General features: G+C 56.3%; 21 protein-coding genes. 7 read left to right on the top strand and 14 right to left on the bottom strand.

From position 1 onward, the window contains the following. Nucleotides 1-197 precede the first annotated feature (197 nt). The 5 genes from ATI45_RS11920 to dksA form a co-directional block, all read right to left on the bottom strand. Nucleotides 198-1,607, bottom strand: a complete 1,410-nt coding sequence (locus ATI45_RS11920; RefSeq protein ID WP_098419677.1) for a sigma-54-dependent transcriptional regulator — start codon at nt 1,605-1,607, stop codon at nt 198-200. Between the two features lie 7 nt (nt 1,608-1,614). Beyond that, the gene (locus ATI45_RS11915; protein WP_098419676.1) at nt 1,615-4,596 is read right to left on the bottom strand and encodes an ATP-binding protein; all 2,982 of its coding nucleotides are present in this window, start codon (nt 4,594-4,596) and stop codon (nt 1,615-1,617) included. After that, entirely contained in the window at nt 4,586-4,762 is a 177-nt protein-coding gene (locus tag ATI45_RS22255) for a hypothetical protein (RefSeq protein ID WP_007350199.1), read from the bottom strand. Before ATI45_RS22255 ends, ATI45_RS11915 begins: the two co-directional genes overlap by 11 nt. 72 nt (nt 4,763-4,834) lie before the next feature. After that, nucleotides 4,835-5,755, bottom strand: a complete 921-nt coding sequence (gene gluQRS, locus ATI45_RS11910) for a tRNA glutamyl-Q(34) synthetase GluQRS (protein ID WP_098419675.1) — start codon at nt 5,753-5,755, stop codon at nt 4,835-4,837. 57 nt (nt 5,756-5,812) lie between these two features. Continuing rightward, complete coding sequence (gene dksA / locus ATI45_RS11905) at nt 5,813-6,253, bottom strand: RNA polymerase-binding protein DksA (RefSeq protein ID WP_018402539.1); 441 nt, start codon at nt 6,251-6,253, stop codon at nt 5,813-5,815. Nucleotides 6,254-6,438: 185 nt separating this feature from the next. On the opposite strand from dksA, the gene sfsA reads away from it, so the two are divergent. Beyond that, nucleotides 6,439-7,170: a DNA/RNA nuclease SfsA gene (gene sfsA, locus ATI45_RS11900; protein ID WP_098419674.1), complete on the top strand. Its 732-nt coding sequence runs from the start codon at nt 6,439-6,441 to the stop codon at nt 7,168-7,170. Between the two features lie 42 nt (nt 7,171-7,212). Here the strand turns inward: sfsA and ATI45_RS11895 are convergent, their stop codons facing one another. Then, nucleotides 7,213-7,569: a pentapeptide repeat-containing protein gene (locus ATI45_RS11895; protein WP_098419673.1), complete on the bottom strand. Its 357-nt coding sequence runs from the start codon at nt 7,567-7,569 to the stop codon at nt 7,213-7,215. 83 nt (nt 7,570-7,652) lie between these two features. Continuing rightward, nucleotides 7,653-9,230 carry an AAA family ATPase gene (locus ATI45_RS11890; RefSeq protein ID WP_098419672.1) on the bottom strand — a complete coding sequence of 526 codons (1,578 nt, stop codon included), beginning with the start codon at nt 9,228-9,230 and terminating at the stop codon, nt 7,653-7,655. 193 nt (nt 9,231-9,423) lie between these two features. Here ATI45_RS11890 and mrcB point away from each other — a divergent pair, with 193 nt between their 5' ends. Together mrcB and ATI45_RS11880 are read left to right on the top strand one after the other, a co-directional pair. Next, entirely contained in the window at nt 9,424-11,754 is a 2,331-nt protein-coding gene (gene mrcB / locus ATI45_RS11885; RefSeq protein ID WP_098419671.1) for a penicillin-binding protein 1B, read from the top strand. Then, on the top strand, nt 11,751-12,347 hold the full coding sequence (locus ATI45_RS11880) for a tetratricopeptide repeat protein (RefSeq protein WP_179888406.1): 597 nt from the start codon (nt 11,751-11,753) through the stop codon (nt 12,345-12,347). The genes mrcB and ATI45_RS11880 overlap by 4 nt, the downstream gene beginning before the upstream one ends. Before the next feature lie 97 nt (nt 12,348-12,444). Here ATI45_RS11880 and hemL read toward each other — a convergent pair whose 3' ends face one another. The 5 genes from hemL to ATI45_RS11855 form a co-directional block, all read right to left on the bottom strand. Continuing rightward, on the bottom strand, nt 12,445-13,725 hold the full coding sequence (hemL, locus tag ATI45_RS11875) for a glutamate-1-semialdehyde 2,1-aminomutase (protein WP_098419670.1): 1,281 nt from the start codon (nt 13,723-13,725) through the stop codon (nt 12,445-12,447). 13 nt (nt 13,726-13,738) lie between these two features. Continuing rightward, on the bottom strand, nt 13,739-14,401 hold the full coding sequence (gene thiE / locus ATI45_RS11870; RefSeq protein WP_098419669.1) for a thiamine phosphate synthase: 663 nt from the start codon (nt 14,399-14,401) through the stop codon (nt 13,739-13,741). Then, complete coding sequence (gene thiD, locus ATI45_RS11865) at nt 14,389-15,150, bottom strand: bifunctional hydroxymethylpyrimidine kinase/phosphomethylpyrimidine kinase (RefSeq protein WP_098419668.1); 762 nt, start codon at nt 15,148-15,150, stop codon at nt 14,389-14,391. The genes thiE and thiD overlap by 13 nt, the downstream gene beginning before the upstream one ends. Nucleotides 15,151-15,229: 79 nt before the next feature. Further along, nucleotides 15,230-15,652, bottom strand: a complete 423-nt coding sequence (gene hemJ, locus ATI45_RS11860; protein WP_098419667.1) for a protoporphyrinogen oxidase HemJ — start codon at nt 15,650-15,652, stop codon at nt 15,230-15,232. Nucleotides 15,653-15,654: 2 nt separating this feature from the next. Continuing rightward, nucleotides 15,655-17,445, bottom strand: coding sequence for a chloride channel protein (locus ATI45_RS11855; RefSeq protein WP_098419666.1), 1,791 nt, complete (start codon nt 17,443-17,445; stop codon nt 15,655-15,657). A 177-nt stretch (nt 17,446-17,622) separates the two neighbouring features. Here ATI45_RS11855 and argC point away from each other — a divergent pair, with 177 nt between their 5' ends. The 3 genes from argC to erpA all read left to right on the top strand — a co-directional run bounded on the left by argC (nt 17,623) and on the right by erpA (nt 19,521). Continuing rightward, nucleotides 17,623-18,660, top strand: a complete 1,038-nt coding sequence (argC, locus tag ATI45_RS11845) for an N-acetyl-gamma-glutamyl-phosphate reductase (RefSeq protein ID WP_098419664.1) — start codon at nt 17,623-17,625, stop codon at nt 18,658-18,660. A gap of 105 nt (nt 18,661-18,765) precedes the next feature. After that, complete coding sequence (locus tag ATI45_RS22680; protein ID WP_228735970.1) at nt 18,766-18,963, top strand: hypothetical protein; 198 nt, start codon at nt 18,766-18,768, stop codon at nt 18,961-18,963. 204 nt (nt 18,964-19,167) lie between these two features. After that, nucleotides 19,168-19,521 (top strand): iron-sulfur cluster insertion protein ErpA, encoded by a 354-nt coding sequence (gene erpA / locus ATI45_RS11835; protein WP_098419663.1) that lies wholly within the window; start codon nt 19,168-19,170, stop codon nt 19,519-19,521. 76 nt (nt 19,522-19,597) lie between these two features. Here the strand turns inward: erpA and ATI45_RS11830 are convergent, their stop codons facing one another. Together ATI45_RS11830 and ATI45_RS11825 are read right to left on the bottom strand one after the other, a co-directional pair. After that, entirely contained in the window at nt 19,598-20,695 is a 1,098-nt protein-coding gene (locus ATI45_RS11830; RefSeq protein WP_098419662.1) for an anhydro-N-acetylmuramic acid kinase, read from the bottom strand. 2 nt (nt 20,696-20,697) lie between these two features. Then, the gene (locus ATI45_RS11825; protein ID WP_098421732.1) at nt 20,698-22,140 is read right to left on the bottom strand and encodes an OapA family protein; all 1,443 of its coding nucleotides are present in this window, start codon (nt 22,138-22,140) and stop codon (nt 20,698-20,700) included. 302 nt (nt 22,141-22,442) lie between these two features. Between ATI45_RS11825 and tyrS the strand changes: the two genes are divergently transcribed. Next, nucleotides 22,443-23,645 (top strand): tyrosine--tRNA ligase, encoded by a 1,203-nt coding sequence (gene tyrS / locus ATI45_RS11820; protein ID WP_098419661.1) that lies wholly within the window; start codon nt 22,443-22,445, stop codon nt 23,643-23,645. The last annotated feature ends 33 nt before the right edge of the window (nt 23,646-23,678 follow it).

Below are 23,678 nucleotides of genomic sequence, written 5' to 3'. Positions count from 1 at the left end.
TGTTGTGCCCTATATACATAGCAGTCGCCGTGCCAGTTTTATGAATATGACTATAAACAATGGCTTGGCGTTTTCTTCTGGATAGGTGTTACCCCGTATTTGGGGAAAGTGTTACCGGTAAGTCATAAATGGCGGGGAAAGTGTTACCAAGGGAAACAGTTGGTAACACAAAGCAGAGTGGTCGACAGCAGCCGATGTCAGCTGCCAGACGTTTTTTTGCGAGGAATGCCCAGGCGCTGGCGCCTTTCCCATAAAGATTTACGACTGATACCCAGTTTTTGGGCCAATTCGGTTTCACTCATGCGGTCCTGATTCTCCAGCACAAAGTGTTGAAAGTAGTCTTCCAGCGACAGGTCGCCCTGGCTGTCTGCACTTTGGGTATGGGCTTGCTTGTTGTTACCGGCCACCAGAGTTTCGGGGATGTACTCGCTGTCGCCGTCGCCGTTCAGATCCAGCAGTGCAGGGGTAATCAGTTCGGAATCACATAAAATAGTGGCCCGTTCAATGGCATTTTCCAGTTCCCGTACGTTTCCCGGCCAGCGATGCCGCTCTATAGTGCGCACGGCGTCTGCGCTGAGCTGTAAATCGGGTTTGCCCATTTTGGCACCTTGGCGCTTTAAAAAGCGCTGCGCCAGTATCAGAATATCTCCTTGGCGATCGCGCAGCGGGGGGATGCGCACCTGCATGACGTTCAGGCGATAGAACAAATCTTCGCGGAATTCGCCGGTGCGGGTCATGGCTTTTAAGTTGCGGTGGGTGGCTGCCAGCATGCGCACGTTTACTTTGAGGCTTTGGGTAGACCCCACCTTACGGATTTCGCCCTCTTGCAAAACCCGCAGTAGCCTGGCTTGAGCTTCGGCGGGCAGTTCGCCTATTTCGTCCAGAAACAGACTACCGCCGTTGGCAGCCTCAATCAGCCCGGTACGGGCGCCGACGGCACCGGTGAAGGCACCTTTTTCGTGGCCGAACAGTTCCGATTCAATCAAGCTTTCGGGAATGGCCGCGCAGTTAACGGAAATCAGTGGAGCCGCCGCCCGCGGGCTCATCAAGTGAAGGGCGCGAGCTGCCAGTTCCTTGCCGGTACCGGACTCACCCTGAATAAGCACCGTGGTTTCGGTGGGTGCCACTTTGCGAATCAGGGTGAACACCCGCTGCATAGGTTCGCACTGACCAAACATGATACTTGCCGGGTCTGACTCGGAGGCCTGGGTCACTGTTTTGGTGGTCACGGCGCCGCTGTCATCAGCCGCCGCCGGCGTGGATTTGCGCGCCAGAATGGCGGCTACCGACGCCAGCATTTCGTCGTGATCAAAAGGCTTGGCGATGTACTCCACGGCCCCCAGTTTCATAGAGTCAACGGCAGAGCGCAGGCTGGCGTAGCTGGTCATAATCAGCACCGGCGTTGCCGGTGCGCGTCGGATCATTTCGGTGCCCGGAGCACCGGGTAATCGAAGATCGGATATGATCAGATCGAAACTGCCCAGGTCATGCTCTTCGGCTTCCTCCACCGAACCAGCGTCGGTGACGTCGTAGCCGGCGTGGGTCAGCATCTTACGGACTGCGGAGCGAATGATGTCTTCATCTTCAACAATCAGGATACGGGGCATATCTGTGCTAGGACCTTTGATTCTGGCTGTAGGCAGCGGGTGTATCTTCGGGCTCGTAAGCAGGCAGCTTCAGGCGAATGCAGGTGCCCGGGTTGCGGCTGCCTGCGGCGTTGAGCTGCGCCGGGCTATACGCCGGACTCTGCGCCTGAATATTGCCATAGTGCTCTTCAACAATGCTGTAAACCAGAGCTAGACCAAGACCTGTGCCTTTATTGGTAGGTTTGGTGGTGTAAAACGGCTCAAAAATGTGATCAAGCTTGTCAGCGGCGATGCCGCTTCCCTGGTCAATGACTTCGATGATAGCCGAGTAGTCATCGGCCTTGCCAATCACCCGCACTTCGCCGCCGTCCGGCGAGGCGTCACGGGCGTTGGTCAGCAGGTTTACAAACACCTGCACCAGCCGCTGCTCATCCCCCAGAATGAGCAGTTCCGGAGGGCACTCGTTGAGGTACGAAATGCCCAACCCCTTGTCGCTCAACGACAATAAATTGATGGACTCTTGCACGCAGCGGCGTATTTGCACAGGCTCGTAACGGTTGGCGGGGGCGTGATTGCCGGTGCGGGCGAAATTCATCAGTGACTGCAGAATATTCGAGATGCGCCGGGTTTGCTGCTGAATCTGGTCGGCGGTGTCCAGAATATCCGGGTTATCGGTTTCCAGTCGCAGATTTTGCGCCAGCGAAGAAATGCCGGTAACCGGGTTGCCGATCTCGTGAGCGACACCGGCGGCCAGCCGGCCCACTGAGGCCAGCCGTTCGCTGTGCATCAGTTCGTCTTCGAGCAAGCGAATCTCGGTTTGGTCTTCGACCATAATAATGCTGCCGCTCTCGGCATGGTCGGGCCCGCTCAGGGCGGCTTTGTGCAAGTTCAGCCAGTGTGGCCGGCCACGCAGGTCCAGGCGGTGTTTGTAGCGGTGCACGTCTTCGCCCTGGTTAAAGTCGTCCAGAAGCTGGTGCCAATGCGGCGGCAAGGTGGCCAGGCGCGCGCCAACCACTTCGTCGGCGCTGATGCCCGTCAGGCGCTCCATGGTCTGATTCCACATCAAGATCTCGCCGTCTTCACCCACTGAACAGGCGGGTATGGGCAGATTTAGCAGGGTCTGACGATAATGCCGGCGCAGATTGTCCAGCTCACCGGCTAACCCGGTGAGCCGGTTCTGATAGTCGCCCAAGGCGCCTTCCACGTAGCGAATATCCTGAGCTGCTCGCTGCATGGGTTTGAAACCCAAATGGCGCTTGAGCATATCACGGGCGATTTCCGGCCCCATCAGGCCCGACAGATTGGCTTCCACCTGGTCTCGCAGGCGCCTTAGCTGATAAGGGCGGTACTCTACTTCGGGCAGTTTCAGTTGCAGCAGTGCACGTTCCACCTCGCGCTGGGCGCCATCTTGTCCCAGAGGAGCGCTGAGCTGGCGTACAAAGTCTGCAGACGATGTGGCCAGCAATTCGCGCCGCTGCGGCCGCGACAAGGCCCCAAGCGAGCAGGCTTGGGCGGCGCTGCGTTCTTCACTGTTGCTGGAGCTAAGCACAGACACCACCACGAACATCGCGACGTTGGTGCCCAGGCTGAGGAACATAAACAGGTGCCAGTTACCGGCAGTCGGCACTACCGGACTGCCCAGCCACAGCAGTAGATTTGCAGCGCCGGAAAAGGGGAACATCAGGGTGGTCACCCAGATTGCCAGTCCGGTCAACAGGCCGGCGATCAGACCGCGACGGTTGCCTTCGGGCCAGAAGATGACACCTAAAGCGCCGGGTAATAGTTGCAAGGTGCCGCTCAGGGAGATTGCGCCAAGAATCGACAGCTGCAGATTTTTGCCCAGGGTTTCATGAAACATCAGAGCCAGAAACAGGATCAGGGCAATCAGCAGCCGCTTGACCCATTGCAGCCAGCGGTAGATGTCGGCCTGATCTTTGGGCGTTTTCAGGGGCAATACAATGTGGTTCAGGGCCATACCCGCAAGCGCCAGGGTGCTTACAATCATTAAGCCACTGGCGGCAGACAGCCCTGCAATGTACATCATCAGCGTTAACGCCGGGCTGCCCAGGGCCTGGCCAATGCCAATGCTGTAGTAATTGGCAGTTGTGGTTACCCCAAGCTCCTGGCCACCCCAGAGAATCAGCGGTATCGGCAGGCCTAGCAGCAACAGGTACAGGGGGAAGCCCCAGCTGGCTTTGGCCAGCGACGCCGGAGACGGGTTCTCGCTGAAAATCATGTGGTACATGTGTGGCAGAACCAGCACCGATGCAAAAGACATCAGCATAACCGCCCGCCAACTGGCGTCGTCGATACTCATGGCCATGTCAACAACGGGAGTCTGGTTCTGGTCCAGCCAGAGCTGAAGGGCATCGGGGCCGCCAAATACACCAAACAGAATGATGCCGCCTAATAGCAGCAGTGCCAGCAGCTTCACCAGTGAATCAAAGGCGATGGCCACCACCAGCCCCCGGTGATTGCTGGCGTGGGCGCTGCGGCGGGTGCCAAACAAAATGGCGAACAGCACCACAGTTACGCTGAACAGAGCACTAATAACGTTAGGCGACACATCGGGGGCAAGAATGCTGGCAGAACTGGTGACGGCCTGAATCTGCATGCTCAGCAACGCCAGAATGGCGGCGCCAGAGCACAGTGTGACCAAAGTGCCCGCCCATTGGCTGCGATAGCGATACGCAAAAAGGTCAGCCAACGAGGTTAGCTGATACGCCCGCCCGATACGCATGTACGGATTCAGCAGCACCGGTGCCAACAAAAACGCACCGCTGATGCCCACGTAATAGGCCAGAAAGCCGTAACCGGTTTCCGCCGCGGCACCCACCGATGCATACACCGACCAAATGCCGGCGTACACGCCCAGGCTAAGAACGTAAATGAGCGGGTGGCGCACCAGCTTGCGTGGCAGCAAGCCACGCTCTGATACCCAGGCAATGCCGAACAGCAGGCTCAGATACGCAACGCTGACCAGCAGCAGGCCGGCAGCACTAAAATTCATTGGGATCACGCCGCCATTCCAACCATACGCCAATGGCAATTAATCCGGCCCAGATCAGATACGGGCTGTACCAGGCATTGCCGGACGACATCCACCAGTCAAGAATGTTGGGAGAGAATACGTAAATCGCCAGGACCAGCAAAAAAACCAGACGATAGATATACATCTAGGGTAACCGTGCCGCAGTGGATTCATGGCTTTATAACATGATCGCGCCGTTGCTGTCAGAAATGGCGGGCTACCAGTGCTGGGCGGTGGGCACAGGAATCGCGCTGCGCTGCCAATGGGCATGGGCCCAGGCAAGAACGTTGGCGGGTGGTTGCTGGGCCAACTGCGCTGGCGGTTGTTGGCCTAAAGCGTTCAGCGCGGCCATTAAATTTGCGCTGGGATTGGCGTCGTCCAGCGCCGGGGCGTGGTTCTGCTTGCTCAGCTTCTGGCCTTGCTGGTTGCGTATCACCGGAATGTGCAAAAACTGCGGCACGACGGCACCCAGCGCCTGAAACATCTGGTGCTGGGCGGCGGTCATGGTGCGCAGGTCTGAACCGCGCACAACGTGGCTGATGGCCTGATCGATATCGTCAACCACGACGGCCAATTGGTAAGCGTAGAAGCCCTCTTTACGCAGTATCACCGGGTCGTCTGTTTCTGCCTTCAGGTTCTGTTGCTGTTCACCCAGCAGCTGGTCAGTCCAGCGACAGCGTTGGCTGCGCAAGGCAAAGCGCAGGGCGAAGTCACCGGGCGGCCAAGGGTGTTCGTTTGGTACGCTGGGGTTGAGGTAGTGGTTGAGGGAATGTTTGCGGCAATGGTTGGGATGTTGACCTTGGTTGGCCAGCAGCTGTTTGCGTGAGCAGGGGCAAAAATAGGCGTGCCCGTTTTTCAGCAGGGTTTCAGCAGCGGCGCGATAAGCGCTATGGCGTTGGGATTGAAAGCGTACAGGTTCATCGCCAATCAGACCGTGGGCGCTCAAGCTGCGGAGTATTCGGGGTGTCGCATCTAACGGTTGGCGTAATGGGTCCAGATCTTCAACGCGCACCAGCCATTGGCCCTGGTGGTGCTTGGCCTCCAGATAGCTGGCCAACGCGCTCACCAGTGAGCCGAAGTGCAGAGGGCCGGTGGGCGATGGCGCAAAGCGGCCGCGGTAAGAAACGTTAGGCGTCATGGTGAATCACGCCGGCGCAATAGCAGCCGGCGCCGTTTTGGCAGGTTGGCAGGCAGGTCAGATGCCGGTCTGGCGCTCGCGGATTTCCGCCAGGGTTTTGCAATCAATGCACAACGTGGCAGTGGGCCGGGCTTCAAGCCGGCGGGCGCCTATTTCCACGCCGCACTGGTCGCAAAAGCCGTAATCGTCTTTGTCGATGCGATCAACGGTTTTGTCGATCTTCTTAATCAGTTTGCGCTCGCGGTCACGGGTACGCAGTTCCAGGCTGAACTCTTCCTCTTGGGTAGCTCTGTCGCTGGGGTCTGCGTAGTTGGCGGCATCTTCCTGCATGTGGTGCATGGTGCGATCTACTTCTTCCATCAGCTCCTGCTTCCACTTCAGCAGTAGGCCTTTGAAGTGTTCAAGCATGTGCGCGCTCATGTATTCTTCACCCTTTTTCATTTCGTAGGGAGTGAAGTTGGTGAAGTTTTCGCTTGAATTAGCTGTTTTATTGGTCATTGAACCCGGCCTCTTGTGAGTACTGCTACAAGAACGCTTTGCTTCCTTTCGCGTCAGCCCCCGTGGCTGTGCGGTATAAAACCTGGATTATAAAGCATTCGCCCTGAAACGGGATTTTGCGGAAAATAGCAGATAAGTTGCGGGGGTACCAGCTTTGCTGCAATACATACGACTAAGAGGTATGCATGAAGTTTGAACAATCGTTACTGGAGGGGCGGCTTATTCGCCGCTACAAGCGCTTTTTGGCCGATGTGCGACTGGCTGATGGTAGTGAAGTAACCGCCCATTGCCCAAACACCGGCAGCATGCTGGGTTGTCAACCGACGGACGGCAGGGTATGGCTGAGCCGCAGCGATAACCCTGCGCGCAAGCTGTTGTATACCTGGGAGCTTGTTGAAACGGCTCCCGGCACTTTGGCTTGTATAAATACGACAAGACCGAATTCCCAGGCCCGCGAGGCGATTGAAGCGAGCCGTATCACTGAGCTGACTGGGTATAGCCATTGCCGCCCGGAAGTAAAATATGGCGAAGAAAAAAGCCGGATTGATCTGTTACTTTCCGGCCATGAAGCCAAGCCGGATGCCTGGGTAGAAGTGAAAAACGTAACGCTTGAGGACAACGGTCAGGGCTTTTTTCCAGACGCCGTGACAACTCGCGGGCAGAAGCACCTGCGAGAACTTATGGCTCAGGTTGCGTTAGGTGATCGTGCGGTGCTGTTTTTTGTGGTGAATCACACGGCTATCGAAACCGTGCGGCCGGCAGATCATATAGACCGGCATTACGGCCAGCTGTTGCGACAAGCCTGTGACGCAGGCGTAGAGATCATGGCCTACCGGGCAAACCTGGCCAACGATGACGGTACCCCGTCCGGAGAGATGACTCTGACCGAACCGGTGCCGGTTATTCTTGAAGTCTGACGTCCGGTTCAGTTAAGGCGTCCAGCTTCATCTGCCTGCTTGTTACGTGCCTGTGCTGTACCGCATACGCGTGCCATGGTTCAGAGACATTAAAATCTCATCGGCTTGAAGCCGGTCAGGAAAGAAACTGCCGGAAATCTTGGCACCCGCAATACTGGCTCCTTCCAGGTTTGAGTGACTGAAATCTATACCTCTGAGGTCTGCGCCTCGAAAATAGGCGTGGCTCATGTCGAGCCCTTTGGCATCCATGCCACGCAAGTCCAGCCCTCTGAAATCCCCATGAGCAAAACTGGGAAGATCGCCGCGAGCTGATTTTTTAGCATTGAAGGCACTAATATCCTCAGTGCGAAGCGTTTCGTAAAGTGGGTCTTTAATATGGTGTACGGTGTCTGTTGGCATGATGTTTCCTTCTAGCGTTCTGTTCCGGCTTTATAACGAGCATCGTCCATGCAGTCCGTTTTGGCCTTGGTAGCTCCAAGGTCTTACCTGGGTGGAAGGCCAAAATGCTGTCGAATTCGGTCTGCAACGGCTTCTGCCACATGTTCCTGATCGGTACGAAGGTGGGCGGTATAGATTTTTTCTTCAGCGGTCAGGGGTTCAAACCAGTCTTTCTGGGCATTCAGCAATTCTTCTGTGGCTTCCGAGGCGTCGCCTTTGCGTTTGCGTACCCATTCTTTTCGCAGTTCCTCTGGCGCTTCGCAATGAATCAGCGCAAACGGAACTCCCTGGCTTTCCGCAACAGCGGCAAACAGCGCGCGCTCCTGCTCTTTCAGGCAGGCCGTGTCGGCTATAACCGGGAAGCCTGCAGCAAGCAGGCTGCTGGCAAGCTTCGCCAAACGTTCATAAGTCTTTGTGTTGGCTTCGGCGGAGTAGAGGTTGCCTCCGGTAGGTGACTGACTGCCGTCCAGCGGTGCCAGCCCATGCAGACGTTTACGTTCAACGTCTGATCGCAGCCGAATAAGACCCAGTTCGCCAGCCAAAGCGGCACTGACACAGGTTTTACCGCTTGCGGATAAGCCGACGGTGGCAATAAAGTAGCGGTTAGGAATGCTGCTGTAATCTTCTGCAAGCTGAGCGTAGGCGTTATAACGCTGCATCAGCTCTTCTTTTTCACTGTCGCCCAAGGACGGATTACCCATAGTGAACAGCGCAATCTTCGCTCGCACTATTGCCCGGTAAGCCTTGTAAAGCGGCAGCAGAGGCAGCGCCTCAAAATCGTCGCGATATTCCAGGTAGGTGTTCAACACCAAGTTGGCTTTGGCGGTTTCGCCTCGGGATTCCAGGTCCATCAGCAGGAATGCCAGATCGTTAATAACATCAATCCAGCGGAACGGCTCGTTGAACTCGATACAGTCAAACACCGTTACCTGATCGTTATAAATAGTGATGTTCGCCAGATGCAGATCGCCATGGCATTCACGCACCAGGCCTTGTTGGTGGCGTGCAGCAATCAGTGGTTGATGGCGTTCGAAGGTGGTGCGGGTCCAGATTTCCAGATTGTCCAGCTGTGCAAGCTGGCCGGCATCGCTCAGCAGCGGCCGAATCTGGTCGAAATTCTCCTGCATGGCGGCGTAGACCGCGTCGGGCGCTCCTAGCGGGCTTGCGGGGTCAACCGGCGGCAGGCTGTCGTGAAACTCCGCTGCTTGTTGGGCCAGTGTCGCTAGGCGCTCCGGCTCCAGTTCGCCCCGTTCCTGCTGGCGATCGAACAAATCGTCCTGGCGGAACTGGCGCATTTTCAAAACGTACTCAAAGGCTTCCCCGCTGCCACCCAGCACCGGATTTTGTGGCGTGCCGGTAATGGGGATAACTTGCAGATACAAAGGCGCTGCCAGGCGCCGGTTCAGCCGCAGCTCTTCTTCGCAGAAATGCTTGCGCCGCGGCAAGGTGGAAAAGTTGAGGAAGCCAAAATCCATCGGCTTCTTGATTTTGTAGGCAAACTCACCGGTCAGAAGAACCTGGGAAATGTGGGTTTCGATAACCTGAAACTGGTGAACCGGATGGTCGTACAAAGCCGGATTTTGTAAAGCTTGAACCAGTGTGTTCGCAGGCGAATCGCTCAAAGTGTTTTCCTCGTGTTGCTTGAACCCATTAATTGTCTATGTGACATCATAATGGCTAGATTACGGAAATAACACACAACTGGCCTGCTGCGAAGGCTAGTGTCTTGTCTGGCTAATTCGCAAGCCCCCCAGAAGGTCAGTAGGTTTACCAATTAGTCACACCAGACACCAGAGCGTTCGTTATACTGCCGCCATGAAAAATACCGACAAGGCCCGCAAGCCCGGCCGCAAAAAACCGGCTTCTCGTAAACAGCCCGCCGCCGCACAGTCCCGCCGCAAGGGTTTCTGGCGTATTTTACTGCGTCTGGCACTGCTTGGCCTGGTATTGCTGGCGGGCTGGATGGTGTATCTGGATGCGCAGGTCACATCGCGCTTTGAGGGTCGCCGCTTCGAGGTGCCATCGCGGGTTTACGCCCGGCCGCTGGAACTTTACAGCGGTGCGCCAGTAAGTGCCGCTGCGCTTGAGCAGGAGCTGGCATTGGCGGGCTTTCACAAAGGTGATGGTTCGCGCTCGGGCAGTTATCAGCGCAGCGGTGGGCGCTTTCTGATCAGCAGTCGCGGCTTTGATTTCCCCGATGGCAAAGAGCCGCGGCGGCACCTGGCGCTGAATATAGCGGGTGACCAGGTGCAGAGTTTGAAGGTTGTTAAAGGCCCTGATAGTGGGATTGTGCGCCTGGAACCGGCGCAGATTGGCGGTATTTATCCGGCGCATCAGGAAGACCGGATTTTAGTACAGTTGGATAAATTGCCAGAGTTGCTGCCGGCCGCGCTGATGTCGGTGGAAGACCGCAGTTTTTACGACCATCACGGTATTGCGCCGCTGTCGATTGCCCGCGCCATACTGGCGAACATTCGCGCTGGTGGCATTGTTCAGGGTGGTAGCACGCTGACCCAGCAGCTGGTGAAAAACTTTTTCCTGACCCGCGAGCAAACTCTGCTGCGCAAGGGTAACGAAGCTTTGATGTCGATTCTGCTGGAGCTGCATTACAGCAAGAGCGACATTCTTGAAACCTATCTTAACGAGGTTTATCTGGGCCAGGCGGGCACACGCAGTATTCACGGTTTTGGCCTGGCCAGCCAGTTCTATTTTGCCGAGGCATTGGAGGATTTGCTGCCCCACCAACTGGCGTTGCTGGTGGGCATGGTCAAGGGGCCGAGTTATTACAACCCCCGCCGCCATTCACAGCGGGCCACCGCAAGGCGCAACCTGGTGCTGGACCAAATGCAGCAAGCAGGCCTTTTGGGTGAATCTGACGCGCAGCGCGCCCGGTCTTTGCCTTTGGGCGTGAGTGACAAGGCTTCTTTTTCGCAGAATCGCTACCCGGCCTATATCGATCTGGTTCGCCGCCACCTGGCACGGGATTACAAAGAGGAAGACCTGCGCAGCGAAGGCCTGCGGATTTTTACCACTCTTAACCCAGCTATGCAGATGGCTGCGGAGAAAGCGGTAACGGAAACGCTGCCGCGGCTGGGCGACGAAGCGCTGGAGTCGGCGTTGGTGGTGACCGCGAAAGACAGCGGCGAAGTGCTAGCCCTGGTCGGCGGGCGCGACCCGCGTTACGCCGGTTTCAACCGGGCACTGGATGCCAGCCGCCAGATTGGTTCATTGGTGAAGCCCTTTGTGTACCTGGCCGCCTTGTCGCAGCCCCAGCGTTACACGCTGATTACTCCGTTGCAGGACACGCGCTTCACCCTGAAATTCGAGAATGGCACGGTGTGGCAGCCAAAAAACTACGACGGTCTGGAACGGGGCGAAGTGCCTTTGCATCAGGCGTTGTCTAAATCCTACAACCTGCCAGTGGTTCGGGTGGGTCTGGACATCGGATTGGCCGAGGTGAAGTCCACGCTGCAGGTGTTTGGTACTAGCTCGGCTATTTCCGACTATCCGTCTATGTTGTTGGGTGCTGTGGCAATGACGCCGGTGAATGTGGCGCAGATATACCAGGGCCTTGCGACCTCAGGGTTTAACACCCCGCTGCGCACCATTCGGGAGGTGACCGACGCGGGCGGCGAACCGCTTAGCCGCTACAGCTTGCAAGTGAACCAGGTGGCCGACCCGGCCGCAGTGCACCTGCTGCAATACGCCATGCAGGAAACCATGCAAGAGGGCACGGGCCGTTCGGCCTATAACACGGTTCCCCGCGCTTTGGCGCTGGCGGGCAAAACAGGCACCACCGATGACGGCCGCGATGCCTGGTTTGCCGGCTTTAGCGGCGACTTGCTGGCGGTCGTCTGGGTAGGGCGGGACGACAACGGCGCTACCCGGTTAACTGGGGCCAGCGGAGCTTTGCCGGTGTGGTCGAATTTTATGGCGCAGGTGCCGCAAAACAGTTTCACGCCGGTGGTACCCGATGGCGTGCAATACCATTGGGTAAATGTACAACAGCAGGCGTTAACCGATGAACAATGCGAGAATGCGCGCCTGATGCCGTTTATCACCGGTAGCGAGCCAAAGCAGACAATCACCTGTGCCGGCGCTCTGCCGCAAAAAATCCGTGGTTGGTTTGAAGGGTTGTTTCAATGATGAGAGTACAAAAGGACATGCAGAATAAAGCACAGATGTTTCGCCGCGCAGTTGTTTGTGCCGTTTTGCTACTGGCGGGCTGTGCCAGTGGGCCTGGTGGCGGTATTTACGTGCCTGCCGGAGAGCGTCCGCAGGCGCCTAAGCCGCCACTGACCGACGGCGCCGCCAAACCAGCCGATGAACCGCAGGTATGGCGCAAAAGCGAACAGCCGCCTGAACAGAAATCACAACAGCCAACAGGCGTGCCCGGGTACCGCGAATCTGGTGATCAGATGCCTGCTGCGGCAGCGGGCTTGGTAAAAGAGGCCGATACCCTGATTGCGCAAGGTAATGGGGCTGCGGCGATTACCCGCCTGGAACGGGCGCAGCGCATTGCACCGCGGTCTGCGGCGGTGTATTTCAAGCTGTCTGAAGCCTACGTGATGACCGGCCAGCTTGCTAGCGCTGAACAGTTTACCCTTAAGGGACTGTCGCTGGCGGGGCGTAACGAGCGCCTGCAGCGTTCAGGCTGGTTGCTGTTGGCCGATATTCGTAAAGCTCGGGGCAATGTGGCCGGTGCGCAGCAGGCCGAAAGCCGCGCCGCGCGGCTGTAATTCAGGCAAAACCGTCGCCCACATAAAAATGCGGGCAGAAAAAAAGGCCACTGCGTTGAGCAGTGGCCTTTTTGCTTGGGTAACGCCTCACGGTGTTTTACAGCGTTGCGAATACCTTGCGTGCTGCGTTCAGAGTGAACTCGATGTCCTCATCGGATATGGCGGCGCTGGTAAAGCCGGCTTCAAAAGCTGACGGTGCGAGGTAAATGCCCTCGGCCAGCATGCCCTGGAAAAACTTCTTGAAGCGTTCGATATCGCATTCCATTACTTGGTCAAAGCGGGTGACGGACGATTCTTTACTGAAGAAGAAGCCAAACATAGCACCAGCCCCTTGTACTGCCAGCGGAATACCCGCCTCGTCGGCTGCTGCCTTCAGGCCAGCGCAGATTTTTTCAGTTTTACGGGTCAGGGCGTCGTGAAATCCGGGTTCGGAAATCGCGTTCAGGGTTGCCAGACCAGCGGTCATCGCCAGCGGGTTACCGCTCAAGGTGCCCGCCTGGTAAACCGGGCCCAGAGGCGCAATGTGTTCCATGATTTCGCGTTTGCCACCGAAAGCACCTACCGGTAGGCCGCCACCAATCACTTTGCCCAGCGCCGTCAAGTCTGGGGTTACGCCGTACAAACCCTGGGCGCCGCCGAGAGACACCCGGAAACCGGTCATCACTTCGTCAAAGATCAACACCGTGCCGTACTCGTCGCAGATCTCGCGCAGGCCTTCCAGAAAACCCGGAACCGGTGGAATGCAGTTCATGTTGCCGGCTACCGGCTCTACAATAATGGCCGCAATCTCGCTGCCCATGGTGCGGAAGGTTTCGCGCACGTCATCAATATCGTTGAAGTTCAGGGTCAGGGTGAGTTCGGCGAGGCAAGCGGGTACACCGGGAGAATTCGGTACACCCAGAGTCAGCGCGCCGGAACCGGCTTTAACCAGCAGTGAATCAACGTGACCGTGGTAGCACCCCTCAAATTTGACCACTTTGTCGCGGCCGGTGTAGCCACGGGCCAGGCGCAGTGCGCTCATGGTGGCTTCGGTGCCGGAGTTCACCATGCGCACCAGTTCGATGGACGGCACCAGTTCACACACTTTCATCGCCATCTCGGTTTCGATGGCGGTTGGTGCGCCGTAGCCTATGCCTTTTTCAATCTGCGCGTGCAAAGCTTCTTTTATAAGCGGGTTGGAGTGGCCAATAATCATTGGTCCCCAAGAGCCGATGTAATCGATGTAACGGCGATCGTCTTCATCGTAAAGATACGCGCCTTGAGCACTTTTGAAAAAGATGGGCGTACCGCCAACACCGCGAAAAGCCCGTACCGGGGAGTTAACTCCACCAGGAATGTATTTCTGGGCCTGTTCGAACAGGGTTTCGGAGTGCGTCATGTCTTGGCTCCTGTTAAATGTTTTGAGAAAATTGAGAACGATGTTGGGCAAACAGCCGGCTAAACTCACGGGCGCGTTTTGCGGTGGCATTAATGTCGGTGCTGAAGAGCCCACCGGCCACCGCCAGCAAATCGGCACCAGCCCGAATCAGAGGTTCGGCGTTGCTCAGGGTAATGCCGCCAATGGCGGTCACCGGGAGCTTGAACTGTTTGGCCAGTCCGATCACTTGCGTGTCGGCGGCGGGAGCGTTCGGTTTTGTGGTTGAGGGATAAAACCGGCCAAATGCCAGGTAATTCGCACCTTGCTCACAGGCGGCTTGCGCCAGCGCCAGGTCGGCGTGGCAGGTAATACCAATAATGGCCTGGTCACCGAGCAACCGCCGGGCGTCGGTCAGCGCGGTATCACCTTGGCCGAGATGCACGCCGGCTGCTTGCACCCGCAAGGCCAGCTCGATGTTGTCATTAATCAATAGCGGCACGCCGGCATTGCTGCAGGCGCATTGCAGGGCGCTGGCCTGGCGCAGCTGTTCGGCCGCCGGCAAGCGCTTTTCACGGTATTGTACCAGTACCGCGCCGCCTTCCAGCGCGGCTTCTACCGCCGTTATCAGTGTGTCGCCAGGGGTTAAATGGCCGTCGGTGATGGCATACAGACCGGGTTTTAGCGTTAATGTTCCCACAGAATCCCCCGATCGGGCACCGGTTGCCCCTCGCCCACTTTCAGCGCTTGAACAATGGCGCGATGCACGTAGTTCTGCGCCTGCGCGATAGCAGCGCGCTGCGACAGGCCACTAGCACGGCCTGCGGCAATAGAAGACGCCAGCGTGCAACCGGTGCCGTGATATTCGCCACCAATACGTTCGATATGCCAGCGCTGGGGCTCGGCACCACGTCGGTACAGCACATTGATGATGGCTTCGCCCGTTCCGTGGCCACCTGTGGCCAGCACGTCACCGCAGCCAGCCAGCTGGAGTTTTATGGCGGCTTTTTGCGGATCAGGTTCGCCGGTTAGTAATTCCAGTTCCACGCCGTTGGGCGTGATCATTTCCGCCAGGGGGAAGAGCCGTGTCAGCATGGCGTTAATGAGTTCTGAGTCTGCCAGATCACCGCCGCCGGCAGCTTTAATTACAGGGTCTACAATCAGCGGTATGTGCGGCCGTTTGCGGACGAATTCTACCAGTACGTCCACCACGTCGGCATTGCCCAGAGCGCCGGTTTTGATAGCGTGAATGGGCGTGTCGCCAGCCAGGCATTCAAGTTGACGACGAATCAGATCGGCGTCAATCGGCTCCGCGGCATAAACGTTGTGGGTGTCTTGCACGGTCAGGCAGGTTAGCACGGGCAGCGGGTGACAGCCCAAAGAGGTAACAGATTGAATGTCGGCTTGCACACCGGCGCCACCGGAGGGGTCCAGCCCGGACAAGATCAATACTTGAGGACGGCTACGGAGTTTGATGGCTCTTTCCTTGCGCTGAGATTGTTGTTGGGAATAGTGGTGGGGTGATGGCCTAAAATGGCCGTACAACCGCAAGAATAACGACCGCCAGCAGTACAAATACGGGCAATTCGTTAAACCAGCGGTAAAACACGTGGCCACGGGTGTTGCGATCGTCGCGGAACACTTTGACCAGGTGGCCACAATAAAAGTGATAAACGACCAGCAGCGCTACCAATACAAGTTTGACGTGGAGCCAGCCCTGGCTGAAATAGCCAGACAGGTTATAGCTGAGCAGCCAAACGCCAAAAATTACCGTGGCAATCATAGACGGCGTGGTAATCCCGTTGTACAGCTTGCGCTCCATAATTTTGAAGCGTTCGCGACCCGGCTGGTCTTCGCAGGCCGCGTGGTAAACAAATAGCCGTGGCAGGTAAAAAATGCCGGCAAACCAGCACACCATCGAAATTATGTGAAAAGCCTTAACCCAAAGCATGTTTAACTCCGCCGATATTGATAGTAACTTTCGATATCTGATTTCAGCACAACCCCATGAACCCTCTGGATCATTGGCGCCACGTGGCGCTGAACATAAAGAGCTTCTGCGCTGCTGTTATCAAATTCATACAATGCCTCCTCGAGCGTGGCCTGATATTGCACCGGTGCCAGATCGCGACGGTTTGCCGGTATGTTCATCAGGTCAATCTGCTCGGGCAGGGGCTGGTCTTCGGTTTTCAGCAGTTTTTCGCTGTCCTCCAGAAAACGTGCCAGATCTACCGCCGGCATTAGCGACGTTGGTCCGTTGCTGCCGTCAATTACCAGCCACTTAGGCTCGGATTTGAGGATTTTGCGTGCTTCTTCCGGCGTCAGCCGGCGTTGGATACGCAGGATACTCTTATCCATGATGGCTGCCACCGATACCCGCCGCAATGCTTGAATCACCGGAGAGTTCTGATAGCTCAGGCCCTGGGATTTGAGAATGGTCAAAAAAAGCGATTTACGGCCAAACGCTTCGCTGGTCACCAGGCTTGAGGTGGTGATAATCAGCATGCCCGGCAAAATAATATTGGGGTTGCGGGTCAGTTCCATCAACGCCATCAGCGCCGCTAAAGGCGCCTGCAATACCGCGCCCATCATCGCGCCCATGCCCAGCATGGCGTAAAAGCCAACAGAGGAGGCGTGGCCCGGCATGATTTCTGCACCGATCAACCCCATGGCTCCGCCGAGCGTCGCGCCTATGAAAAGCGTAGGCCCTATGATGCTGCTGGGCATACCCAGGCCAACCGTTAGCGCGGTAATCAAGAGTTTTGCGACTCCCACGCTCAAGAGCAGCCAGAAGCCGAGTCCGCCGTTTATAGCGTCATTGACCGTGTCGTAGCCGATCCCCATGGTTTGGGGTACGAAAATGGCGACGGGAACCATTAGAACGCCGGCAATAATGACGCGTAATAAGATAGGGCGGTGGTTGAAGCGCCCCATGTATTCCACCAGGTAAATGAAAAGCGCCGCTGCAACACCCATAATGACTGCAATAACCAGAATCCAGGGTATCTCCAGCAGTGAGTTCGTCATCAGTGCAGGAACATTAAACGCGGGGTCTGGGCCGTACACGATCTGGGTGACTATCGCGGCGCTGACGGCTGCAAGAATGATGGGAGTGAAGCCGGCGATGGTGTATTCCATCATCACCACTTCCATTGCGAAAATCACCCCTGCAATAGGCGTGTTGAACGATGCCGATATGGCCGCAGCGCAGCCGCAGGCCACCAGGGTGCGGATGCTGTTGTTGGGCAGTCGCATCCACTGACCCATTAAACTTGAAAAAGCCGCCCCTAAATGAACTGCGGGCCCTTCCCGGCCTGCAGATTGCCCGGTAACAACGGTTGCAACGCCTACAATGAACTGAATAAAGGCGCTTTTGGCAGTAATATAGCCCTGGTGGTAGTTCAGGCGTTCCATAACATGAACAACACCGACTTTACGGTCATGAGTCGCCAGACGATGCAGCAGCACGCCAAGGCCAAACGCGCCGACCAGAGGTAAAACCCCCCGTGTGACAACATCCAGACCCTCGAAAGCCTCGGAGGGGAAAGCCCCGGTTCCATCCCCGGGTAGGAAATATTTCAAGGGCCACTCAATGGCGAGGCGGAAGATCAGAATGACGCCGCCGGTGACCAAGCCGGAAAGCAGGCCCAGCAAGGCTAGTTGCGGCAGCGCGTCTGCCCCGGATATCCGGCGTCGGAAGCTGGCTTTCATTTTTGCCGTTAGCTGGCGTGTGGAACGGATCATAGTGGGTGCATGCAGGGCCTGGGCCGGTTGATGATTTTCATACCGGGTCTAATCCGGCGCAGACTGTCTTTGGTATTGTAGCCACCTCGGTCAGGGCTGCAATAAGCGGTTGGCTTATCATGATAGAATGGCCGCTAAAAATGCAATTTCAGGAAACAGACAAGCAGGAGCTTAAACGTGATTAAAGTAGGTATTGTAGGTGGTACCGGATACACCGGCGTAGAATTGTTGAGGATTCTGGCGGTGCATCCCCAGGCACAAGTGCATTGCATTACTTCACGTTCGGAAGCAGGTATGCCAGTTTCTGACCTTTATCCAAATCTGCGCGGCCACTTTGATCTGGCGTTTTCAGAACCCGATGTGACTGTACTTTGCCAGTGTGATCTGGTGTTTTTCGCCACGCCTCACGGCGTCGCTATGCGCATGGTGCCAGAGTTGATGGCAGCGGGTGTGCGAGTCGTGGATTTGTCAGCCGACTTCCGCCTGAAAGATCTGGGCGTGTGGGCTAAATGGTATGGCATGCCACACGCGAGTCCAGAGTGGGCAGAAAAGGCCGTTTACGGTTTGCCAGAAGTCGTGCGCAGTGAACTCCGTGATGCCCAACTGGTGGCTAACCCGGGTTGTTATCCTACCGCGGTGCAACTCGGTTTTCTGCCCTTATTGGAAAACCGGCTGGTAGACAGCTCCCGCTTAATCGCCGACGCCAAGTCGGGCTCCAGCGGTGCCGGCCGTCAGGCCAGCGTGGGTATGTTGCACGGCGAGGTTGGTGAAAGTTTCAAGGCCTATGGCGCCTCTGGTCATCGCCACCTGCCGGAAATTCGCCAGGGCTTGAGCCAGGCTGCAGGAACCGCGGTGGGTGTTACATTTGTGCCACACTTGGTGCCGATGATTCGCGGTATAGAAGCAACGCTTTACGCTGAATTGAATAACCCGGGCGATTTTGACCGGTTGCAGAAACTGTACGAAGAACGTTATCGGGCCGAGCCCTTTGTGGATGTGATGCCGTTTGGCAGTCATCCGGAAACCCGCAGTGTGCGTGGTGCGAATCACTGCCGCATGGCGCTGCACCGGCAGGAAGGCAGCAACGTGGTTATTGTCACCTCGGTAATTGATAATCTGGTGAAAGGTGCTGCCGGCCAGGCCGTACAGAATATGAACGTCATGTTTGGCATCGCTGAAACCATGGGCCTGGAAGCGCCGGCCATGCTGCCATGAGAGCCGCAACAGCTGTAACACGAGCTACTGGTGTGGCCTTTAAGGGTGGCTAACTCCGCCCCTCAAACAAGCAAGCGTGGACGTGTCGGCCGGCGCAGGCTGACGTTGGCGCTGGTTTGTGGGACGTTTTTGGCCGGCGGCTACTGGGCCGGTGTGCAGCACGGCACTGATAGTGAAATTGCACGCTTGGGCCAGGTTGAAGTTGAGCGTGACCAGTTAAAGGCGTCTGCGACAAAGCTACGCAAACAGTATCAGGCAGCCCGCCAGCAACAATGGCTCACTCACGGTGCCCGACGGGTTTGAGCCTCTGGAAGTGCAGGTAGTCGCGCAGCCAGAAGGCAAAGAAACAGTGCAGGCCGAACGCACCTTTTGTGGAGCAAGCTGGTGGCGAACTAGCCTGCGGTCCAAGGCGCCTCAATGCGTAATGTTTGAGCTCTGGTAATAGTTGATTGTTTTAGTCAAGAATACGATAATCATTGAAATTCAGCCAACATTCCGGAGGGGAACTTGAGCGCAGTTCAGCAACAGGTATCAGCCCCGCTGTTTTTCAGTGACAGTGCGGCGGCCAAAGCCAAAGAGCTTATTGATGAAGAAGGCAACGCCGATCTCAATTTGCGGGTGTATGTAACCGGTGGGGGATGTTCTGGCTTTCAGTACGGGTTTTCATTCGATGACGCCCTAGACGACGAAGATACAATCATCGAGCGTGACGGCGTTAAATTACTGGTAGACCCGATGAGTTATCAGTACTTGGTAGGGTCGACGGTGGATTATCTGGAGGGCCTTCAGGGATCCCAGTTTGTGGTGAACAACCCTAACGCCAGCGCCACTTGCGGCTGCGGCAGTTCTTTCTCCATATAAATCTGACGGGCTGTTGGCGTTGTCTGTCTAACTGGCTGCCGGCAATGCCTGATGAACTGTTCGTACTCTGCGTTTATCAGGCCGGGTAGATAGCTCCCAATACTCTCGGCCCGCTGGCGCCGGTTACTTCTGGAAGGTTTCCACTCAGTCCCAGAACGGTGCGACGGGCCAGCCAGGCAAACCCGACCGGTTCCACCCATTGCGGGTCGAGCCCAAGCTCCTCCGTGCTGCACACGGCAGCCGGGCTAAGCGCCTGGGACAGTTCGCGCATTAACACCGGATTCAGCGCCCCTCCGCCACACACGTACACTTTAAACGCGTTCGATTGCGGCATTTGCTGAGCAATACTGAGCACTGTCAGCTGCAGCAGTGTGCGCTGCACATCGGGGGCAAGTAAGTTTGGGTAACGCTGCAGCCGGGTTTTTATCCAGCCCAGGTTAAAACGTTCTTTGCCGGTACTTTTCGGTGCCGGGCTTGCAAAGTAGGCGTCAGTAAACAGATCACTGAGCAGCGCCTCGTTGACAATGCCTTCTTCGGCCAAACGGCCGTCAGAGTCAAAATGACGACCAGTCTGGTCAGCACACCAGGCATCTAACAGGGCATTGGCCGGGCCTGTGTCGAACCCGTAAACGCTTCCTGTTCCGGCCCTCGGCAGCCAGGTAATATTGGCAATGCCACCCAGATTGATAATGCAGCGATCTTCCTCTGCGCTACTGAAGAACGATTGGTGAAACAGCGGCATCAGTGGTGCGCCTTGACCCCCAGCGGCCATGTCACGGCGACGAAAATCGGCAACAGTGGCTACTCCGGTGTGCTCGGCGATAATGCTGGGATTGGCAATTTGCAGGGAAAATGACGCACTGCCGCTAGGCTGGTGGCGTATGGTTTGGCCATGGCTGCCCACTGCGCCAATATCTGCTAAGGGTATGCCAGATTGCTGAATAACGATGTTGGCAGCCTCGGCAAACAGTTGGCCCGTCAGTGTGTCCAGTTCACCCAGCTCATCGGGTGTTGCGTGATTCTGTGCGGCCAGTTCTAGTCTGGCTCGAAGTTCGACAGGGTAAGGCAGAGTGTGGCGAGCGTGAAATTTTATGGTGTTGGTTTCAAATGACACCAGCACGGCGTCTATGCCGTCCATGCTGGTGCCAGACATCAGCCCTATCCAGGCAGTCATGTTTACTTCCCTGAAGCCAGAGTCAAAGGCTGTTTTTCATTGCCGCGTAACGTGTTGAACTGCGCCAGCTGTTGCTGTGTGACCTGTTTGAAGCGGGTCAGTTCAGTTTTCGGAATGGGTTTGGCGTCTGGCAGCTTAACGGTGCGTGAGTTGCGCGGCGCACCGTTAACCCGAAACTCATAGTGCAAGTGCGGGCCAGTGACCATGCCGGAAGAGCCAACGTAGCCAATGGTTTCGCCTTGCTTCACCCGTCCGCCATTTTTGATGCCTTTGCCAAGTCTGCTCATGTGGGCATAGAGCGTTGTAATATTGTCGCCGTGTGCCAGCACAACCGTGCGGCCGTAACCGCCTTTCCAGCCGGCAAATTTGATTCGACCGTTGCCTACGGCTTTGATGGGCGTTCCTGGGGGCGCCGCGTAGTCGGTGCCTTCGTGGGGCCTGACAACATCCAATACCGGATGCCGGCGCTGCAAGTTAAAGGATGATGAAACCCGCGCGTTCAGTGGTACGCGCAAAAAGGCTTTACGCATGCTTCTGCCGGTGGGGCTGTAGTAATCAGTGTCACCCTGAGCGTCTGTGTACAGCATGGCAATGTTGTCTTCGCCGCGATTAACAAAGTTAGCCGACAGGATGCGTCCGCTGCCAAATTTTTCGCCGTCAAGATAAAGCTCTTCATAAATCACTTCAAAGCGGTCACCTTTGCGCACGTCGTATACAAAATCGATGTCCCAGCCAAAAATGCCAGACATTTCCATTGTTAGCCGGTCGCCCATACCAGCGGCGCGGGCGGCCAGATAAAGGGAACCATCGATGGTGCCTTTGGCAAACGCTGTTCGCACCTCTGGTTCACGAACCACCTTTTTTCCAGTGAAGCCGTCGGTGCCAAGAGTTATGCTTAAACGTTCCAGTTTGCTGCGTTGCAGCTCAACCCCTGTAAGGATGCCTTCAGAGTTCGTGGCGAAGCGGATGGTTTCACCAGCGTAGAGGCGCTGCAGTTTCTTCGCTTCGCCTGCTCCGTGAATAACCGACAGCATAATGCCGTCGTTAAAGCCGGCTCTTTTGAACAAAGTCGATAAAGTATCACCTGAGCGAACATCAAACGATTGCCAGTTTATTGCCGGCTTGCCAAGGCTGGGGAGAAGGACCTCCTTCGCCTCATTGGTACGAATGGTTGAAGGCGCGACGGTCGCCGTCAGGTTCGAATTTACGTCGGTTGGAGTGCTCGATGCCTGGGGTGCTTCTGTCTTTGCCCCGGGCACTAAAGATGCTGGCACCGTAGAAAGAGTAGTAACAACGGTGGTGGCTGTGCCCGATTCAAGATCAAGCGCGATGGACATACGCTTGGCTTCTACATCTGCACTCGGGCTCATCAGCGCGGCAGTGGTAACAACAACGGTCGCCGCTGCTGCGATTGTAATGTGGGTCTTGGGGAATGTTTTGAACACGTATTTCACCCGTTTAAGTCGAGATTCCGGCAGCGTGTGCCGCTGTATTAAAGCCGATTTTAGTAATTCGACTGATAGATTACCGTATAAGAATCACCGGCAACAGACGTCAACATTACAGTTGCGGTGTTTGTTACGCGGATTTCTCGGAGCGCGATTGTTACAATGCGTCGCCACGGCTGTGCAGTGATGGTCAAAAACCGAACGATAGTATCTTAGCAAAGTCGCGGCGAATAGGCAGGGTTGTCATTGAACTCTGTGAACTGGAGCTGTTTCAAGTCAAATTATGAGGTGGGGTTTTCATGGCATCGATTGATGAATCGCTGGCGCTGATCAAGCGTGGTATCGACGAGCTAATTCCTGAAGAGGAGCTTGTTGCCAAGCTCAAAGAAGGGCGCCCGCTGCGTGTAAAGGCTGGTTTTGATCCCACTGCGCCCGATCTTCATCTTGGTCACACGGTGCTGATTAACAAATTACGCCAGTTCCAGGATTTGGGCCACGAGGTCATTTTCCTGATCGGCGACTTCACCGGTATGATTGGTGACCCGTCGGGCAAGAGCGCTACCCGGCCGCCGCTGACCAGCGAGCAGGTAGCGGCTAATGCGATTACGTATAAAGAGCAGGTGTTCAAAATTCTGGACCCTGCCAAAACCCGCGTGGCTTTCAACTCTGAGTGGATGAGCAAAATGAGTGCCGCCGACATGATTGCTTTGGCGGGACAGTATACGGTGGCCCGCATGCTCGAGCGCGACGATTTTGACAAGCGTTACACTGGTGGTCAGCCGATTGCGATACACGAATTTCTATACCCTCTCATTCAGGGATACGATTCGGTCGCCCTGGAGGCAGATGTCGAGCTGGGCGGTACCGATCAGAAGTTCAACCTGCTGATGGGTCGGGCATTGCAGAAGCACTACGGCCAGAAGCCGCAAGTCATATTGACGGTGCCCATTCTTGAAGGCCTGGATGGTGTACAGAAGATGTCCAAGTCGTTGGGTAACTATGTGGGTGTGAATGACGCGCCTGGTGAAATGTACACCAAGCTTCTGTCCGTACCCGATGAGTTGTTATGGCGTTACTTTGAACTACTGAGTTTCCGGCCTCTGGCTGAAGTGGAAGCGTTCCAGGCCCAGGTAAGTTCCGGAGCCAATCCGCAGGACTATAAGAAGCTGCTGGCAGAAGAGCTGATCACCCGCTTCCATAATGAAGAAGCGGCGAAGACTGCCCACAAGTCTGCGGGCAACCGTGTGACGCTAGGCGAAATACCCGACAACGTGCCAGAGGTAAGCGTTGCGTTGGAGGGGCGGGAGCAGCTGGCGATTGGTACGGTGCTGCGTATGGCCGGACTGGTTAAGAACGGTGCGGCAGCGCGGGATGTACTGGGCCGCGGGGCCGTCTTTATAGATGGGGTGAAGCTTGAGGGTGACAGAATGTTTGCCGAAGGCGACATCTGTGTCATCCAGGCCGGCAAGAAGAAGGTTGCTCGTATCACTATGGTGAAATAGGCGGATAACGGGGAATTTGAACTTTCTTCATAT

This window comes from Marinobacter sp. LV10MA510-1 (genome assembly GCF_002563885.1).
Taxonomy (GTDB): Bacteria; Pseudomonadota; Gammaproteobacteria; order Pseudomonadales; family Oleiphilaceae; genus Marinobacter.
The sequence above is the reverse complement of the archived record's forward strand: the minus strand, read 5'-3'. Positions and strand labels throughout refer to the sequence as shown.

Bases quoted from the DNA above. Each gene is read 5' to 3' on its own strand.
- ATI45_RS11915 (WP_098419676.1), bottom strand. From the start codon at position 4,596: ATGAATTTTAGTGCTGCCGGCCTGCTGCTGGTCAGCGTTGCGTATCTG.
- ATI45_RS11880 (WP_179888406.1), top strand. From the start codon at position 11,751: ATGATGAGAGTACAAAAGGACATGCAGAATAAAGCACAGATGTTTCGC.
- ATI45_RS11855 (WP_098419666.1), bottom strand. From the start codon at position 17,445: ATGATCCGTTCCACACGCCAGCTAACGGCAAAAATGAAAGCCAGCTTC.
- dksA (WP_018402539.1), bottom strand. From the start codon at position 6,253: ATGACCAATAAAACAGCTAATTCAAGCGAAAACTTCACCAACTTCACT.
- hemJ (WP_098419667.1), bottom strand. From the start codon at position 15,652: ATGCTTTGGGTTAAGGCTTTTCACATAATTTCGATGGTGTGCTGGTTT.
- gluQRS (WP_098419675.1), bottom strand. From the start codon at position 5,755: ATGACGCCTAACGTTTCTTACCGCGGCCGCTTTGCGCCATCGCCCACC.
- ATI45_RS22255 (WP_007350199.1), bottom strand. From the start codon at position 4,762: ATGTATATCTATCGTCTGGTTTTTTTGCTGGTCCTGGCGATTTACGTA.
- ATI45_RS11895 (WP_098419673.1), bottom strand. From the start codon at position 7,569: ATGCCAACAGACACCGTACACCATATTAAAGACCCACTTTACGAAACG.
- ATI45_RS11920 (WP_098419677.1), bottom strand. From the start codon at position 1,607: ATGCCCCGTATCCTGATTGTTGAAGATGAAGACATCATTCGCTCCGCA.
- tyrS (WP_098419661.1), top strand. From the start codon at position 22,443: ATGGCATCGATTGATGAATCGCTGGCGCTGATCAAGCGTGGTATCGAC.
- ATI45_RS11830 (WP_098419662.1), bottom strand. From the start codon at position 20,695: ATGACTGCCTGGATAGGGCTGATGTCTGGCACCAGCATGGACGGCATA.
- hemL (WP_098419670.1), bottom strand. From the start codon at position 13,725: ATGACGCACTCCGAAACCCTGTTCGAACAGGCCCAGAAATACATTCCT.
- sfsA (WP_098419674.1), top strand. From the start codon at position 6,439: ATGAAGTTTGAACAATCGTTACTGGAGGGGCGGCTTATTCGCCGCTAC.
- mrcB (WP_098419671.1), top strand. From the start codon at position 9,424: ATGAAAAATACCGACAAGGCCCGCAAGCCCGGCCGCAAAAAACCGGCT.